Source organism: Chelatococcus asaccharovorans, from assembly GCF_003201475.1.
GTDB classification, from domain to species: Bacteria; Pseudomonadota; Alphaproteobacteria; order Rhizobiales; family Beijerinckiaceae; genus Chelatococcus; species Chelatococcus asaccharovorans.
Window position 1 is genome coordinate 136,205 of record NZ_QJJK01000005.1, and the last position, 16,203, is coordinate 152,407.

The 16,203-nt window shown below is 64.6% G+C and carries 17 protein-coding genes; 11 read left to right on the forward strand and 6 right to left on the reverse strand.

Annotated elements, in window-relative coordinates; all coding sequences use genetic code 11:
- Positions 1-221 precede the first annotated feature (221 nt).
- The 9 genes from C7450_RS12860 to C7450_RS12900 all read left to right on the forward strand — a co-directional run bounded on the left by C7450_RS12860 (position 222) and on the right by C7450_RS12900 (position 7,995).
- Positions 222-503, forward strand: a complete 282-nt coding sequence (locus tag C7450_RS12860) for an acyl carrier protein (protein WP_110374860.1) — start codon at positions 222-224, stop codon at positions 501-503.
- Between the two features lie 96 nt (positions 504-599).
- On the forward strand, positions 600-1,073 hold the full coding sequence (locus C7450_RS12865) for a 3-hydroxyacyl-ACP dehydratase FabZ family protein (protein WP_110374861.1): 474 nt from the start codon (positions 600-602) through the stop codon (positions 1,071-1,073).
- Positions 1,063-2,202: a beta-ketoacyl-ACP synthase gene (locus tag C7450_RS12870; RefSeq protein ID WP_110374862.1), complete on the forward strand. Its 1,140-nt coding sequence runs from the start codon at positions 1,063-1,065 to the stop codon at positions 2,200-2,202. The genes C7450_RS12865 and C7450_RS12870 overlap by 11 nt, the downstream gene beginning before the upstream one ends.
- Before the next feature lie 14 nt (positions 2,203-2,216).
- Positions 2,217-3,503: a beta-ketoacyl-ACP synthase gene (locus C7450_RS12875; RefSeq protein WP_110374863.1), complete on the forward strand. Its 1,287-nt coding sequence runs from the start codon at positions 2,217-2,219 to the stop codon at positions 3,501-3,503.
- 10 nt (positions 3,504-3,513) lie between these two features.
- Positions 3,514-4,293 carry an SDR family oxidoreductase gene (locus C7450_RS12880; protein ID WP_110374864.1) on the forward strand — a complete coding sequence of 260 codons (780 nt, stop codon included), beginning with the start codon at positions 3,514-3,516 and terminating at the stop codon, positions 4,291-4,293.
- A 93-nt stretch (positions 4,294-4,386) separates the two neighbouring features.
- On the forward strand, positions 4,387-5,409 hold the full coding sequence (locus C7450_RS12885) for a zinc-binding dehydrogenase (protein WP_110375119.1): 1,023 nt from the start codon (positions 4,387-4,389) through the stop codon (positions 5,407-5,409).
- 176 nt (positions 5,410-5,585) lie between these two features.
- Positions 5,586-6,473 (forward strand): lipid A biosynthesis lauroyl acyltransferase, encoded by an 888-nt coding sequence (locus tag C7450_RS12890; RefSeq protein WP_110375120.1) that lies wholly within the window; start codon positions 5,586-5,588, stop codon positions 6,471-6,473.
- A gap of 49 nt (positions 6,474-6,522) precedes the next feature.
- Positions 6,523-7,290, forward strand: coding sequence for a DUF1223 domain-containing protein (locus C7450_RS12895; RefSeq protein WP_110374865.1), 768 nt, complete (start codon positions 6,523-6,525; stop codon positions 7,288-7,290).
- A 60-nt stretch (positions 7,291-7,350) separates the two neighbouring features.
- Positions 7,351-7,995: a LysE family translocator gene (locus C7450_RS12900; RefSeq protein ID WP_110375121.1), complete on the forward strand. Its 645-nt coding sequence runs from the start codon at positions 7,351-7,353 to the stop codon at positions 7,993-7,995.
- Between the two features lie 148 nt (positions 7,996-8,143).
- Here the strand turns inward: C7450_RS12900 and C7450_RS12905 are convergent, their stop codons facing one another.
- The 3 genes from C7450_RS12905 to C7450_RS12915 all read right to left on the reverse strand — a co-directional run bounded on the left by C7450_RS12905 (position 8,144) and on the right by C7450_RS12915 (position 10,186).
- Positions 8,144-8,458: a hypothetical protein gene (locus tag C7450_RS12905; RefSeq protein ID WP_110374866.1), complete on the reverse strand. Its 315-nt coding sequence runs from the start codon at positions 8,456-8,458 to the stop codon at positions 8,144-8,146.
- Positions 8,459-8,579: 121 nt separating this feature from the next.
- The gene (locus tag C7450_RS12910; protein WP_110374867.1) at positions 8,580-9,488 is read right to left on the reverse strand and encodes a DMT family transporter; all 909 of its coding nucleotides are present in this window, start codon (positions 9,486-9,488) and stop codon (positions 8,580-8,582) included.
- Between the two features lie 191 nt (positions 9,489-9,679).
- Positions 9,680-10,186, reverse strand: coding sequence for a YciE/YciF ferroxidase family protein (locus C7450_RS12915; RefSeq protein WP_110374868.1), 507 nt, complete (start codon positions 10,184-10,186; stop codon positions 9,680-9,682).
- Positions 10,187-10,686: 500 nt separating this feature from the next.
- On the opposite strand from C7450_RS12915, the gene C7450_RS12920 reads away from it, so the two are divergent.
- Positions 10,687-11,496: an NAD-dependent epimerase/dehydratase family protein gene (locus C7450_RS12920; protein ID WP_110374869.1), complete on the forward strand. Its 810-nt coding sequence runs from the start codon at positions 10,687-10,689 to the stop codon at positions 11,494-11,496.
- A 60-nt stretch (positions 11,497-11,556) separates the two neighbouring features.
- Positions 11,557-12,564 (forward strand): mannonate dehydratase, encoded by a 1,008-nt coding sequence (locus C7450_RS12925; RefSeq protein WP_110375122.1) that lies wholly within the window; start codon positions 11,557-11,559, stop codon positions 12,562-12,564.
- A gap of 205 nt (positions 12,565-12,769) precedes the next feature.
- On the opposite strand, the gene C7450_RS12930 is transcribed toward C7450_RS12925, so the two are convergent.
- The 3 genes from C7450_RS12930 to C7450_RS12940 form a co-directional block, all read right to left on the reverse strand.
- Positions 12,770-13,057 carry a GIY-YIG nuclease family protein gene (locus C7450_RS12930; RefSeq protein ID WP_110374870.1) on the reverse strand — a complete coding sequence of 96 codons (288 nt, stop codon included), beginning with the start codon at positions 13,055-13,057 and terminating at the stop codon, positions 12,770-12,772.
- Positions 13,058-13,147: 90 nt separating this feature from the next.
- Positions 13,148-14,407, reverse strand: coding sequence for a mandelate racemase/muconate lactonizing enzyme family protein (locus C7450_RS12935; RefSeq protein WP_110374871.1), 1,260 nt, complete (start codon positions 14,405-14,407; stop codon positions 13,148-13,150).
- 20 nt (positions 14,408-14,427) lie between these two features.
- The gene (locus C7450_RS12940) at positions 14,428-16,182 is read right to left on the reverse strand and encodes an ABC transporter ATP-binding protein (RefSeq protein ID WP_110375123.1); all 1,755 of its coding nucleotides are present in this window, start codon (positions 16,180-16,182) and stop codon (positions 14,428-14,430) included.
- Positions 16,183-16,203 lie beyond the last annotated feature (21 nt).

Sequence of the window (16,203 nt, forward strand, 5' to 3'; positions counted from 1 at the left end):
CGGGTTTGTGTCCATGGTTCACGTCCATGGGCGTGCGTTGACGCACAATCCGCGATTTGGCGCAGAAGATCCGTCACCGAACCTTCACCCACGCTTGGACATGAGCGGGCGCTCATGTATAGGGAAACGCATCAAGGCCCCGCGCACGCCCCACGTGCCTGGGCGTTTTTTCTGTTGCACCCTATAAGGGTTGCGCGCTTCACGGACAGGAGAGCGAAGCGATGGCATCCACCTTCGAGACCGTCGCCGATATCATCGCCGAAACCGCTGACATTCCGCGTGACCAGATCACGCCGGAAAGCCACGCCATCGACGATCTCGGAATTGATTCGCTGGCCTTCCTCGACATCGCCTTCGCGATCGACAAGGCCTTCGGCATCAAGTTGCCTCTGGAAACCTGGACGCAGGAGGTCAACGACGGGAAGGTCCCGGCCGACCAATATTTCGTTCTGAAGAACCTTTGCGCCCGCATCGACGATCTCGTGGCGGCGAAAACCGCGTGATGCGCCCCTACAACGGGCATTCGGACCCGTGCGGGCTTGACGAAACGACAGGTGCTGGGTCGACCGGCGCGGCTGTCCGGCTCGGTAGCTCACCGTATGCGCCTTGAATATTTTCAGATGATCGACCGCGTCGTCGCTTTCGACGAAGCGGCTGCGCGGCTTGAGGCCCACTCCACAGTCCCTGAGGACAGCCCGGTTTTCGAAGGGCACTTCCCGGGCCACCCGCTGATGCCGGGTGTCCTTCTCACCGAGACGATGGCCCAGGCGTCCGGCTATCTGATCCTGGGGCTGTGCCGTTTCTCGCATATGCCGTTTCTCTGCGGCGTCGAGAAGGCGAAGTTCCGCACCTTCGTCGGTCCTGGCGCTCCGCTCGCGATTACCGCCACCCGCATCCACGAAGGCTCCGGCTACGCCGTGACAAAGGCGCGCATTGCCTCAGGCGGCAAGGCCATCTGTGATGCTGAGCTGATGTTCCGTACCATGCCGTTCCCCGAAGGCCTCGGGGCGCGGATGCGCGAACAGGCAGCATCCCTCGGCCTAGAAGTGGAGGACGTGCAGAATGACGCGTGAGGTCTGGATTACCGGCCTCGGGCTCCTCTCCAGCCTGGGCGAAGGTGCAAAGGCGCATCTCGGCGTTTTCGACGGGGACATCGATCCGGTCATCGACAGCGAGCGGTTTGCGCCCTTTTCCGTCCATCCCAGCGCCCCGCTGGAATGGGATCGGCAGATCCCGAAGAAGGCTGACCAGCGCCAGATGGAACCCTGGCAGCGCCTCGGTGTCTATGCCGCCGGCCTCGCCCTCGAAGACGCGGGCCTGAAGGGCGACGCCGAACGACTGGCGGCCATGCAACTCATCGTGGCAGCTGGCGGCGGTGAACGTGACTACGCGGTTGATGGGCAAATCCTGACCGGGCTGCGCACGGCCGAAAAGCCGGGCGTTTTCCTCAACGAACGGCTGATGAGCGATATCCGGCCAACCTTGTTCCTGGCTCAGCTGTCCAATCTTCTGGCTGGCAATATCTCCATCGTCCATGGCGTGACCGGTGCGACCCGCACCTTCATGGGCGAGGAGCAGGCCGGGGTCGATGCCCTGCGCATCGCCCACGCGCGGATCGCGGCGGGGCAAGGCGATACCTTCCTGGTCGGCGGCGCCTATAACGCCGAGCGGCCGGACGTCCTGCTGATCTACGAAATGGGGCAGCTCCTCTGGAAGAAGCCCTATGCCTCGGTCTGGGATCGGCCCGGCGAAGGCGGCGGATTCATCCCCGGCAGCGCTGCGGGCTTCCTGGTTCTCGAAGCGCGGGAGACCGCGGAGGCGCGCGGTGCAACCCCGGTTGCGTCATTGCAGGCGGTCGCGGCCGATCAGGTCACCCGTGGCATCGGTGCCGTCGGCGCCAGCGTCGAGGCCCTGTGGCAGCAGGCGGCCAGCGAATTCAGGCCGACCGGCGGCGCCATCCTCTCCGGTGCCACGGGTATTACCGGCATTACCGAGGAAGAGCGGGGTGCACTCGCCAAGCTCATGCCGGGTACAACCGTGCATGCCATGGGCGATGTCATCGGCCATACCATCGAGGCGCAATTTCCCTTGAGCGTGGCCATTGCGGCCGCGGCCATCCGCGACAGCTATCTCAGGCAGGCTGTTGTCACCAGCGTCGGTCACATGCGCGGCGAAGGCCTGGCCTTCCTGACGTCGGTCTAAGGCGGGGGAGCACGATGGCACAGCAACACCGCGACAGTTTTGGGCGGCCAATCGTCGCCGTCACCGGGATGGGCGTCGTCACCTCGCTCGGCGCGGGCAAGGACGAGAACTGGGCGGCCCTGACAGCAGGCCGCTCCGGCATTCACGCGATCAGTCGCTTTCCGACGGAGGGACTGCGCACGACCATTGCAGGCACCGTCGATTTCATCCCCGTCGAGCCTTTCTGCGCGCCACTCCTCTCGGAGCAGCTCGCAACGCTCGCCGCCGAGGAGGCCATCAGCCAGGCGGCCATCGGCTCCGCCGGCGATTTTCCCGGCAGCCTGTTCATCGCCGTTCCGCCGGTGGAGATGGAATGGCCGCAGCGGGTGGCTTTGGCGAAGGCCTCCGGCCAGACGGGCGACATCACCTATGCTGACCTGCTCAGGGCCGCCGGCTCCGGCGATTTCAAGCCCTGGCACAACCTCTTCCTGTTCGGAACCGTCGCGGATCGCATCCGCGAGCGCTTCGGCACCAAGGGGTCGCCGATTTCCCTGTCGACAGCCTGCTCGTCCGGCGCAACAGCCATCCAGCTCGGCGTCGAGGCGATCCGCCGCGGCGAGAACAAGGCCGTGCTCGCCATCGGTACCGATGGCTCGGTGCATGCGGAAGCCCTGATCCGCTTCTCACTGCTTTCAGCCTTGTCGACGCAGAACGATCCGCCCGAGGAAGCGGCCAAGCCCTTCTCGAAGAACCGCGATGGGTTCGTCATGGGCGAAGGCGCGGCCGCGCTCGTACTGGAAGATTATGATCACGCCATCGCGCGCGGGGCGAGGATCCTCGGCATCGTGGCCGGCGTCGGCGAGAAGGGCGACGGCTTCCACCGCACCCGGTCGAGCCCGGGCGGCGCGCCCATCATCGCCGCCATCCGCGAGGCGATCGCCGATGCCGGACTGACGCCCGATGACGTCGATTACATCAACGCCCACGGTACGGCGACACCCGAAAACGACAGGATGGAAGCGCACGGACTGACTGCCGTGCTTGGCGAGCGCATGGCTGAGGTGCCGATCTCCTCCAACAAGTCGATGATCGGCCACACATTGACGGCGGCCGGCGCCATCGAGGCTGTCGTGTCGCTGCTGACGATCGCCAACGGCCGGCTGCCGCCGACGATCAATTATCGGGTACCTGATCCGGCCATACCGCTCGATGTGGTGCCCAATGTCGCCCGTGACGCACAAGTCACCCGTGTGCTTTCCAATTCCTTCGGTTTTGGCGGGCAGAACACCTGCCTGCTGTTTACCGCTGAACCGGTGACGTGACGCAGAGACGATGACCGCACCATCCGAGACGACCGCTCCCGCCGAACCGCGACGCATTCTGGTGACCGGCGGGGCCAAGGGTGTCGGCGCCGCCATCGTGCGCGCGCTCGCGGCCGGCGGCTATGCCGTGGACTTCACCTATCGCAGCTCCGGCGATGCCGCGACGACGCTGGCGCGCGAACTCGCCGATGCCCACGGCGTCGCAGTGAATGCGCGCGCCCTCGACCTGTCCGATACGGCGGCGATCGAGGCCTTCTGCGCAGCCCATGAGGAGACGAGCTACTACGGCCTCGTCCACAATGCCGGCCAGTCCTATGACGCCTTGACCGCGGTGATGTCGCAGGACAAGGCCGAAGCGGCGATGCAGGTGAATTTCTGGTCGGTGACGCGGCTCGTCAAGACCTTCATCCGGCCGATGATCCGCGCCCGCTCCGGCCGCATCGCCGTCATCGGCTCGGTCACGGCGCTTCAGGCGAACGCCGGCAATGCGGCCTACGCGGCGTCCAAGGGCGCGCTCCTGAGTTATCTCAGGACACTCGCCATCGAGAGCGCCAAGCGCGGCGTGACGGCGAACTACATCGCGCCCGGCTTCATCGACACCGACATGATGGCCCCCTATGCGGCCTACCGCCCGCAGATGGAAAAGCAGATCCCGGCAGGCCGTTTTGCCGCGCCGGACGAGATCGCCGGTCTCGTTGCCTTCCTGATGAGCCCGCCGGCGGCCTATATCACCGGCGCGGTCATCCCGATCGACGGCGGCTTGACGGCGCAACTCGGCGTGCATCGCTGACCAGCAATACGGCCGTGACAGTTGATGCAGGCGGTGCGCCCTGCTACGGATCGCGTCATTCATAAAATCGGGTAGATTGTGACGATGCATTCCATGCGCGCCTTGCAACTTTTTGGTGACCGCGACCTGCGACTGGAAGAGGTGGCTGCACCACCGCATCCCGGCCCGGGCGAGGTTCAGGTGCGTGTCCACGCGGTCGGCCTCAATCACATCGATGTCTGGGGCTTCCGCGGTATGGCCTTCGCCAAGCGCAAGCTGCCGCTCGCCGTGGGAGCCGAGGCCTCCGGCGCCGTGGTGGCGGTGGGCGAGGATGTCACCCACGTGGATGTCGGCGATCGCGTCGTGATGTATGGGGCGATGACCTGCGGCCATTGCAAGGCCTGCCGCGAGGGCCGTGACAATCTCTGCGAGAATGTCGGCGGCGTACTCGGTTTCCACATCGACGGCTTTGCCCGCGATTTCGTCAACATGCCCCAGCGGCTCGTCGTGAAAGTCCCCGACGGCGTGAGCCTTCAGGAAGCCGCCTGCGCGCCGGTCGCCTTCGGCACCGTGCAACATATGCTGTTCGACAATGCCAAGCTCGAGCCCGGCGAGACGATTCTCGTGCATGCCGGCGGCTCGGGCATCGGCACCGCGGCCATCAAGATGGCCAAGGCCATCGGCTGCACCGTGATCACCACCGTGGGCGACGACGACAAGGGCGCCAAGGCCAAGCTCATCGGTGCCGACCATGTGATCAACTACCGCACCGACCGCTTCGAGGGTGTGGTGCGCAAGCTCACCGGCCGCAAGGGTGTCGACGTGGTGTTCGAACATGTCGGTGCCGACACCTGGAACGGATCCCTGCTCTGCCTGAAGCGCGGTGGCCGCCTGGTGACCTGCGGGTCGACCTCGGGTGTGTCGACGACCATGAACCTGATGCAGCTCTTCCAGCAGCAGTACAAGATCTTCGGATCCTTCGGCTGCACGCTGGCCAACATCGAGCAATCCCTGCACAAGATGGCGACGGGCATCACGCCCGTGATCGACGCGGTCTTCGATGTTGCCGACTATGCCCAGGGCCTGGAGCGTCTCGAAAGCCGCAAGGTCTTCGGCAAGGTCATCGTGACCCTGTAACGCGCCCTGCGCTCTTGACCCGGCGGCCTGCTTCGGGGAAGTAGGCATGGCAAGGGTTGGACGGTGCATGCGTCCTGCCGCGTAATGCTTGGAGCAGGACGACTTTGACAGCACGGCGTCAGACCTCGCTTGGCGGGATCGTTCGGCGATTGGCCTCGCGGGTCGCGGAAGTGACGATGATCGGGCTCGTCCGCGCTGTCTTCGCGCTATTCCGCGCCCTGGGCCCGGACCGGTCGAGCGCCCTGGGCGGCGCCGTTGCCCGCGCCATCGGGCCCCTCTTTCCCGCTCATCGTACGGCGATGACCAACCTGCGCGAGGCCTTTCCCGATAAGAGCGAGGCGGAACGGCGCGCGATCGCCCGGAGCGCCTGGGACAATCTCGGCCGTACCGGCGCGGAATATGCCCATCTCGCGGTCCTGTTCGACTATGACCACGACAACCCGCAGCCCGACGCGCGTGTCGAAGTCGATGGCATCGAGCATTTCATGGCGCTGCGCGACGACGGCAAGCCCGGGATCATCTTCTCCGCCCATCTCGGCAATTGGGAACTGCCGGCGATCTGCGCCGCACGCTATGGCCTGGCGGCGACGGCCGTCTTTCGCGCGCCCAACGATCCCGGCATCGCCCATGTGGTTCACGAGGTCCGCAGCCAGACCATGGGCGGGCTCGAAGCCGCCCGCCAGGGCGCTGCCTTTTCGATGGCGCGCGTCCTCGAAGAGGGCGGGCATCTCGGTATGTTGATCGACCAGCACTTTACACGCGGCGTGACCGTGCCATTTTTCGGGCGGCCGGCGCGGACGAATCCGATCCTGGGCAAGTTCGCCCGGCGGTTCGATTGCCCGGTGCATGGGGTTCGGGTCCAGCGGCTGCCCGGCGGACGGTTCCGCCTGCAGCTCACGCCCCCCCTTGATCTGCCGCGGGACAGGGAGGGACTGATCGATGTCGAAGGGGCCATGGCCGCCATGACGGCCGTCATCGAGACATGGGTGCGCGAGGACCCCGGCCAGTGGCTGTGGATGCATCGTCGCTGGCGCCCGGCCAGTGCAGCGCTCAAGGCAACGTGAGTATCGCCCGCGGCAAATTTGCGTTTCAGTGTTGGCGGAAACAGCCTCCATGACAAAAAGATTTGCCCTTTCATCCTCTTTGGCCTGCCTGATGGCGATTTCGTTCCCTGCTCTGGCCGGGAATGCGCCCCGCGGCGTGGTCGAACTTTTCACGAGCCAGGGCTGTTCGTCCTGCCCGCCCGCCGATGCCCTGTTGCGGGAGCTTGCCAAGGACACGAGCATCGTCGCGATCAGCCTGCCCGTGACCTACTGGGACTATCTCGGCTGGAAGGATACCCTTGCCGAGAAGGCCTTCAGCAAGCGCCAGCGAGGTTACGCGGAGGCGCGCGGCGATGGGCAGATCTACACACCTCAGGCGGTTATCAACGGATCGCGCCATGCGCTCGGATCCGACCGCAAAAGCATCGAGGCAGCCATCGCCAACAACGGCGCCGGCGAGAAGGGCAATCTCGACAAGTCGCTCGCCAAGACCGCCCTGACGGTTCCGCTCGACGTCAGCGATACGGCGGGAACGCTCAAGGTGTCGGTGCCGCGTGGCCAACCCGACCAGACCGCAACACTCTGGGTGCTCGCGATCAGCAGGAGCCATAGCGTGGCGATCGGCCGTGGTGAAAACACCGGCCGCAACGTCGTCTATACGAATGTCGTGCGGCGCATCACCAAGCTGGGCGACTGGTCAGGCGCCGCAATGACCGTCAATGTCTCGCCCGAGGTCGCTAAGCCGCCGGGGACCGATGGCTTCGTGATTCTGCTGCAGACGGTTGACAACGGACGTCCGAGTGTGATCCTCGGCGCTGCCAAAAGCGACGGCCTTTAAGCAACTGAGAGGCGATCCGTCTCTCGACGGGGCCGCGCAAGCACGGGCCCCGCGACGATGATGACGTTCCTGCCGTCGACCACGATCATCCTGACTTACACCCTTGCCTGTATCGTCCTCTTCGTGACGCCCGGGCCAGACATGAGCCTGATGCTCGCCAAGACTTTGTCCGGGGGCAGGCGGCAAGGCTTCGCGGCGCTCGTCGGCACCACGGCCGGCTGCTGCGTCCAGACGATGCTCGCGGCGCTCGGCGTATCGGCCCTGCTCGCCGCCTCCGTCACGGCTTTCACGATTCTGAAGATCGTCGGAGCGCTGTACCTCATGTGGCTCGCGTTCGAGGCGATCCGCCACGGATCGGCGCTGAGCGTCGACGCCAAACGGCCCGCCAAGCCAATGCCGCTGTGGCGTACCGCTCTCGTGGGGGTCGGCATCAATCTCACCAACCCGAAGGTCGTGCTGTTCTTCGTGACCTTCCTGCCGCAATTCGTGGAAGCGAGCGACCCGCATGCTTCGGCGAAGCTGTGGTTTTTGGGGCTCTATTTCGTCGTCGTCGCGACGCCGCTCTCGATCGCGCTGGTGCTGGCAGCGGACAGGGTCGTCGGCGCCTTGAAGCGCCGCCCCCGCGTCATGCGCGTCATCGACTATGGTTTCGCCAGCCTCTTCGGCGCCTTTGCCCTCAAGATGCTGACCGTCCAGGGTCGGTAGTCCCGCACCGGCGATTGCGCGCGCATCCGACCTGGATCGAAACAGATCATGCGAAAAGAGCCCGTCCTTAGAGACAGGCTCTCATGCCGATGACGCAGCCGCGCAGGAGACGGAAGCGCCTATTTCATCAGGAGCCCGTCGTTGACGATCAGCGCGCCGCCGGATCAGCCAGGGGCGGCGTCAAATAGACCTTGGGAAACGGGTTGCGGCCTGCACCGATTCGCGGCGGCAGCGCCTCGTACTGGGGCTGCGCGGCCATAGTCGGCGCCGGAGCCCTGAGGATGCTGCCGGCCGTCACATAGCCGGAGAGCGAGCCGACCGGCACGACCGTGCCGGGGTCGAGGAAGCTGCGCGGCTGGACGCGGATGGTCCGCGGCTGACGGTTCTGCGCCTCGGCTGCGGCCGATACGACGAGACCCGCCGCGAGTGTGATTGCAGTCAAGACGAGGGCCTGGGAACGCATGGGTCACATCCTGCGGTTCAGTTCAATATGGAGATATGATCTTACACCCTCAGATACAATCCAAAGGCGAATATTGTTCTTCCTACTTGGAAAACGTCCCATTAACGTTGATTTGGCGCAATCAGGCCGCACGCCTCCCCTGGGTTATCGCCAGGCGAATGCCGAGAGCAACGGCAACAAGGCCAACGACGAGATTCCAGGTGACAGGCTCATCCAAGAGGAGCGCCGCCAGCAGGCCGGCGACGACCGGATTGAGCGTCACCGTCACGACAACACGGGTCGGCGTGGTGTGGGTGAGGGCGTAGGCCCACAGGATAAACATGACAGCACCGCAAATGACCCCGAGATAGGCAAGCGTCCAGATCTGTGAGGCTGTCCAGATCTGTGAGGCGGATGCCTGCGCCAGCCCGGCGGGTGTGGAGGTGCCTGAAGTGAGGCAGAGCACGCAGGCAAGGGCTATGACCCCGACGCCCATGCCCGCAGCACAGAACGACAATGTGCCGGACCGCCTGACATAGGGACGAGACCACACACTGTAGAGCGCCATTCCCAAAGCGGCGCCCATCATGAGGAGATCGCCGCGCCATGCCCCCGGCGGCGCCCCCGACAACCCGGACACGAGCGACACGGCAACGCCGACCGTCGCCACCACCACGCCGGCTGTCTTGCGGCCCGTGAGCGGCTCGACCTTGAGGAGCGCGGCCACAAGCATCGTCAAGAGCGGCGCCGTCGCCAGGGCGAGAGCCGCCCTTCCCGCCGTCGTATAGATTACGGACAGGTTGAATAGGATGGGGAACACGCAGAAGAACAGGACCCCGAGCGCGATCACCGCAGGCCAGTCGCGCAACGACGGCCAGCGCTCACGGCGGAGAAGGGCAACAGGCAGGACCAGGGCAAATCCGACGCCAAAACGGATGATGCCGAGCATCAGCGCACCCACGTCCGCCGCGGCATGGCGGGACGCGACGATTGCCGTCCCGCCCAGCGCGCTAGAAAGCAGGGCCGCCCCGACGCCAGTAGCTTCTTTCACCCCAACGCCCCTTCTGCCGATAGCCCGAGTGCGAAAGGGCGACGGAAAGCCTTATCGCTTCATGGTCATCCGCTTTTTGGCCATCGCAGGCGGCAACGTCCAGCTCAATCTTGGCCCTTCTCAAGACCACACTGCGCCGGTGATACAACAACCCCGGCACAGCCCATTTTAACGCGTCCTTGTCGACAGCGTCATTCCGCCGCCTGCATATTGACGGTCCCGACAGCGAGCTTGGTCAGTTTCTTGTCAGTCGCCTTCTCCTCATCCAGATTCTGTTGGAGAACCTTGGCGCAGTCGGCCCGGCCGAGTTCTTTCGCCCAGGCGACGAGCGTTCCGTAGCGCGTCATCTCGTAATGCTCGACGGCCTGCCCGGCGGCGATGAGGGCCGCGTCGAGCACGCGCGGGTCATCGACCTCACCCACGATCTCCTCCGTTTCCGCGATGATGCCGTCGATCGCAGGGCATTCCACGGCCTTGGCCTTGGCACCATGCATGCGGAAGACTTCCTCCACGCGGGCTATGTGGTTCTTGGTCTCATCGAGATGGGCCTCGAAGCCCTTCTTAAGCTCGCCGTTCGTCGCCTTGTTCGCCATATCGGGCAGTGCTTTGGCGATTTTCTTCTCGGCATAATAAATATCCTGAAGCGTATGGACGAATAGGTCGTCCATAGTCTTTATATCCTTCGAGAACATACCCATCTTAGATCTCCTCATTATGGAATATGGATAAGCTTGAGTTATTCGCGCCGCGAAAATACCTACAGCTTTTGAAGTCCCAACGAACAACGTGCGAGAGCAGGCACTGTTCCACGTGAACTTGAGTATACGTCTCTGATATAGTCAGGCTTGCGCTCTTCCGATGGACCATGTACCGGCCTGACGCGCCTTACGGCGGGCATCGTGAGGGTGTGCGCTCGGCGGCGCAAGCGGCCGGTCTAGAGCAAATCCGGCTTGGATCGAATCAGCCGATGCTATCCAAGCCGCGAATTTGCTCGTTTATTTTGGGGTGGAGCAAGTCCGCAAAAGACGGACTTGCTCGAGGCGTGTTTCCCGTCGACATTCGTCTCGCCACCTTGCAGAATACGAAAATTCGTAGATCGGCGCGGCGGGCCTGAGCCGTCGCAGGTGCCATGATCGGGCAGGACAAGCCCGGCGCGGCACAACCGTTGGATAATGCAACGGAATCCGGAGGGGGAGGGATGGCGCGTAGAATCAATCGCGTTCTCATTACCGGTGCGGGCGGTCGCATCGGCGGGATGTTGCGAACCCAGCTCAGAGGCCGGTACGAGCGCCTTATCTTGTCTGACATCATTCCACTGAAGGACATTCAGCCCGGCGAAGATGTCGTCACAGTCGACCTTAAGGACGGCGAGGCTGTCAGGCGCGCCTGCCGCGATGTGGACGCCATCATCCACTGCGGCGGCAACCCGCGCGAGAGCCCCTGGCCGGAGATCCTGGAGCCCAACATCATCGGCTCCATCAATGTCTGGGAAGCCGCGCGTCATGAGGGCGTAGACCGCGTCGTCTATGCGAGCTCAAACCACGCCATTGCTTTCACCCGCCGTAGCGAGATGCTGGACCACAGAAGCGCGCATCGTCCCGACTGCCGCTACGGATTGTCCAAGGCCTTCATGGAGGATCTCGCTTTCCTCTACGCCTATAAATACGGCGTGCGCGGCTTCGGCATGCGGATCGGCTCGTTCACGCCGCGCCCGGTGGACGCGCGCGCACTGTCCACGTGGATTTCCCCCCGTGACATGGCGCAATTGGTGAGCGTCGGACTGACGGCCGATTACATCCATGAAATCGTCTTCGGCATATCGCGCAACAAGCGTGCCTGGTGGGACAACAGCAACGCCTATCGGCTCGGCTACGATCCGCAGGACGAAGCCGAAGCCTATGCCGACGAAGTCGGCCATATCGTTGGCGACGATCCGATCGCCGAAGAATTCCAGGGATCGCGCTTCGTCTCGATGGAGTTCACCGCCGATCCCAATGATGTCCCCTGAGCCTTCCGAGAGAGGCCGACACGGTAGCCCGCCCGCTTTCGCGCGACTGAGGAGTGGATGATGTTCGTAGGCACGCAGTTCAAGGCCCGCACGGATGACGATTTCCGGGTCATGGCACAGTTGGGCGTCCGCCATGTCTGCGCCGATCCGCCGGGCAATCCGCACGACTGGACGTTCGATGACCTCGAGCGTCACCGTGCCCACATCGAGAGCTTCGGCCTCGTGCTCGACATGGTCGAACTCCCGCTGAACTCCCGTCCGATCGAGGAAAGCCGCAGCCCGCATATCCTGCTCGGCAAAAGCCCGGAGCGCGACCGTGAGATCGATTCGATCTGTACGCTCCTGGACCGCGTGGCGCGCGCGGGCATCCCCGCCGTCAAATACAACATGAACATCATCGGCATTCCCCGCACCGCGCCGGAGGCCGGGCGTGGCGGGTCGATCAACGAGGCGTTCCGCTGGGACAAGGCCGATCACGAGGCTGCGCCGGGACGCGCCGGCATGCTGCCGGAAGACGAGAACTGGGAGCGGATCGATTATTTCCTCGCGCGCGTCGTACCCGTGGCGACCGCCGCCAAGGTGCGGCTTGCCTGCCATCCGCACGATCCCTACACCCCGCCGGGCTATCGCGGCGTCACCCGCGTGCTCGGCACGGTCGAAGGGCTCAAGCGTTTCGTGACGATGCATGAGAGCCCTTTTCACGGGCTCAATTTCTGCCAGGGGACAGTCGGCGAGATGCTGGACGATCCCGCGCGCGAAATCGGCGAGGTCATCCGCTGGTTCGGCGAGCGCGGCAAGCTCTTCAATGTGCATTTCCGCAATATCCGGGGGCGCCGCCTCGATTTCATGGAGACGTTTCCGGATGAGGGCGACATGGATATGGTCGCCGCGCTCAGGCTTTATGCCGACGTCGGGTACAAATACATGGTCATGCCGGATCATGCGCCGAAAGTGTCGGGTGCGGATCCGCAAGGCACCGCCTTCGCCTTCTGCTACGGCTATATCATCGGCGCCATGCAGGCGCTCGGGCTCGATCCCCATGGGCCCAAGAGAGCTCCACGCGATTGAAAGGCGGGGCGGTCGACAGCCTCGCCTGTCATCCCGGCCTCGTGCCAGGGACATCTGGTCGTCAGGTCATGGATCCCCTTCCCGGGCTGCTGCGCAACCCGCCGGGGATGACACGGAGCGATTCCTCGGTGTCATCCCCGGCGGCGCGTAGCGCCGGGAAGGGGATCCAGGGCGTCGCGACAACGTGGCAATCCGGCATGATCGCCTAAGCCGTTGCATCAAGATCGTGCCATTCCGGATTGGACCGCTCAATCAACCGGATCTTCCATGCCCGGTTCCATCCCTTGAGCTGTTTCTCGCGCGCAATCGCTTCGCTGATGTCTCGGAAACGCTCGAAATACACGAGATGAGACACACCGTATTTTTGTGTAAACCCTGGCACAGCCGCCGCACGATGTTGCTCGACACGACGTAGAAGATCGTTCGTTACACCAATGTAGAGCGTTCCGTTCCTGCGGCTCGCGAGAATGTACACAGCATAGCGGTCATCCATGGCGTCGCCGCCAGTTGGATCCCCTTCCCGGTCTGCTGCGCAGCCCGCCGGGGATGACACAGGGAGCGGAATCTAACGCGGCAAAAGCCCTCACCCGTCGGTGCGCCGCAACTTCGCCCGCCGCTTCAGCCGCGTCTGGAAATAGACGTTCTCGCTGACGGTGCCGGTCTCATAGGCCCAGCCATCCTCGGGCGGCATGTCGGCCACATTGCGGCGGCTCGGATAGCGCGCCACCTCCTCCTCCACGATATCGACGCCAAGACCGGGCGCGGTCGGCACCGGCAGGTGGCCGTCGACGACCTTCAGCACCGGTTCGACGACCTCGTAGCGCCCGGGCCAGTCGAACTCGACACGCTCCAGCATCAGCGCGTTGGGAATGGTCGCCATCACATGAAGGGCAGCAAATTCCGCCACCGGTCCGAGCGAGCCGGAATGGGGCGCCATGGTGATGAAATGGCCCTCCGCCATGGCGGCCATCTTGCGCATTTGGGTAATGCCGCCGGCACGGCCCGTGTCGGGCTGGATGACGTCGACCAGGTCGCGCTCGATATAGGGCCGGATGCCCCAGATGGTGCTGACGCGCTCGCCGGCGGCCAGCGGGATATCGACAGCGTCGCGCACACGCGCCAGGGCATCGAGACTCTCCGGCGCCACCGGATCCTCGTAGAAGAGGAGATCGAGCGGCTCCATGGCGCGGCCGACGATAATCGCATCCTGGGGCGTCATCCAGGACGGCCCATGCGCGTCGACCATCACGTCGACATCCGGCCCCACCGCCTCGCGCACCGCGGCCACGCAGTCGATATCGACGGCGCCGGTGAAGCCGACCTTCACGCCGGTGTATCCGCGGGCCATCAGGTCGCGCGCGCGCTCCGGGGTCTTGGCATGGCCGTAGACCCGGATGCGATCACGGAAGCGCCCCCCGAGCAGGTTCCACACCGGCTGGCCGAGCGCCTTGCCCTTGATGTCCCACAAGGCCATCTCGATACCGGTGAGGGCGCCGCCGCCGACCGTGCCGAGGATGCCGTGGCCCATCGAGGCGACATAAAGGCGGTGCCACAGCCGGTCGATATCGCCGGCCTCCTCGCCCACGAGGATCGAGGCGTAGTCCTTGACCGCCGTCTCGATGACGCGTGGCCAGCCGGAGCATTCCCCGACGCCGGTGATGCCCTCGTCGGTAAAGATCTTCACGAACAGCCAGTTGCGAGAGCCGCGGAAGTCGGCGTCGGCACCAAGGCCTGCGCTATCTCGTCCCGCACCATCCTGGGCTGCTCCCCCCTGCGAGGCACTCGTCGTTGTCGGACGCGAGCCGACCTGCATCAGATAGGTTTTGACGGCGGTGATCTTCATGGGACGACTAATCCACCCTTTTACGGTTCACGATAACGGAAGCGATGTGTCATGCCGCGGCGGCGCGGGTCGGCGACCGGCACGGCCGAGAGCAGGGATTGCGTATAGGCATGCTGGGGGTTGGAGCAGACCGTCTCCGTATCGCCCGTCTCGACGATGCGGCCGCGATGCATCACCGCGATGCGGTCGCAGAAATAGCGAATCACCGCGATATCGTGGCTGATGAAGATGAAGCTGAGATCGAGCCGCTCCTGCAGGTCGAGCATCAGATCGAGGATCTGCGTCCGCAGGCTCACATCGAGCGCTGACGACGCCTCGTCGGCGATGATGATGCGCGGATCGGGCGCGATCGCCCGGGCGATCGAGATGCGCTGCCGCTGCCCGCCGGAGAAGGCATGGGGATAGCGCTCTGCGGCTGAGGCCGGCAGGCCGACGAGCCCGAGGAGTTCCGCGACACGCGCCCTCAAGCCGGCGCCGCTCAGCGAGCCGTTGACGAGCAGCGGCTCGCCGATGATCTGGCCGACGGTCATGCGCGGGTTGAGCGACGAGAACGGGTCCTGGAACACCATGCGGATATCGCGCCAGGGCTCTTTCAACTGATTGTCAGTCAGGGGCGCCAGATCGATCGTCTTGCCGTGGCGGTCCGTGTAGAGAATACGGCCTGATGTGACGGGGTGGACGCGCTGCAGGCAACGGCCGAGCGTCGTCTTGCCGGAGCCGGATTCGCCGACGATGCCGAGATTCTCACCGGCCTTCAGCGCGAGGCTCGCATCTTCGACCGCAACGATGGAATCGTGCTTCAGCCCCAGGAAGCCGGTGGAGAAGGGAAATTCCTTGCGCATGTCCGACATGACGAGGATCGGCGCGCCGGGCGATGCCTTCGCCCGCATGGCGAGCCGCCGCTCGGATGGCCGGTCGAGTTCCCGCACGGCATTGAGCAGGTGACGGGTATAGTCGTGCTGCGGCTTCTCGAAGATTGAGAACACATCGCCGCGCTCGACCATCTTGCCGAAACGCATCACGGCAATATCGTCGGCGATCTCGGCGACGACGCCCATGTCATGGGTGATGAACATCACGGCCATGTCGCTGTCGCGCTGGAGCTGGCGGATCAGGGCCAAAATCTCGGCCTGAATCGTGACGTCGAGCGCCGTGGTCGGCTCGTCGGCGATGAGGACGGCCGGGTTGCAGGCCAGCGCCATGGCAATGACGGCCCGCTGCCGCATGCCGCCGGAATATTCGAAGGGATAGCGGTCGATCGCCACCTCCGGCCGGGGGATCTCGACCTTGCGCAGGAGCTCGATGGTGCGGTCGCGCGCTTCTCTCTTCGAGACATGCTCGTGCAGGCGGATGACCTCGCCGACCTGGTCGCCGATGCGATGCACCGGCGACAGCGAGCTCATCGGTTCCTGGAAGATCATGGCGACGTCGCGGCCGCGAATGGCGCGGATGGCCGACGAGCGCGGATCGAGGCTGACGAGATCGACCGTATTCTCCGCACCGCGTCCGCGCGCCGTGAGATGGCGGTGCAGCAGCACCTGGCCGGAAGCCACCCGACCGGGCGGATCGACGATCTGCAGGATCGACCGCGCCGTGACGCTCTTGCCGGACCCGCTTTCGCCCACCACACAGAGCGTGCGGCCGGGATAGAGCGACAAGGTCACATCGTCGACCGCCCGGAACACACCGCGCCGGGTGGCAAACTCGGTGACGAGATTCCTGACTTCCAGGACCGGCCGTGGCTCCTGGCCCGACCCCGCGGGGACGTTGGGCATACCGGCTGGACTATCGGCATT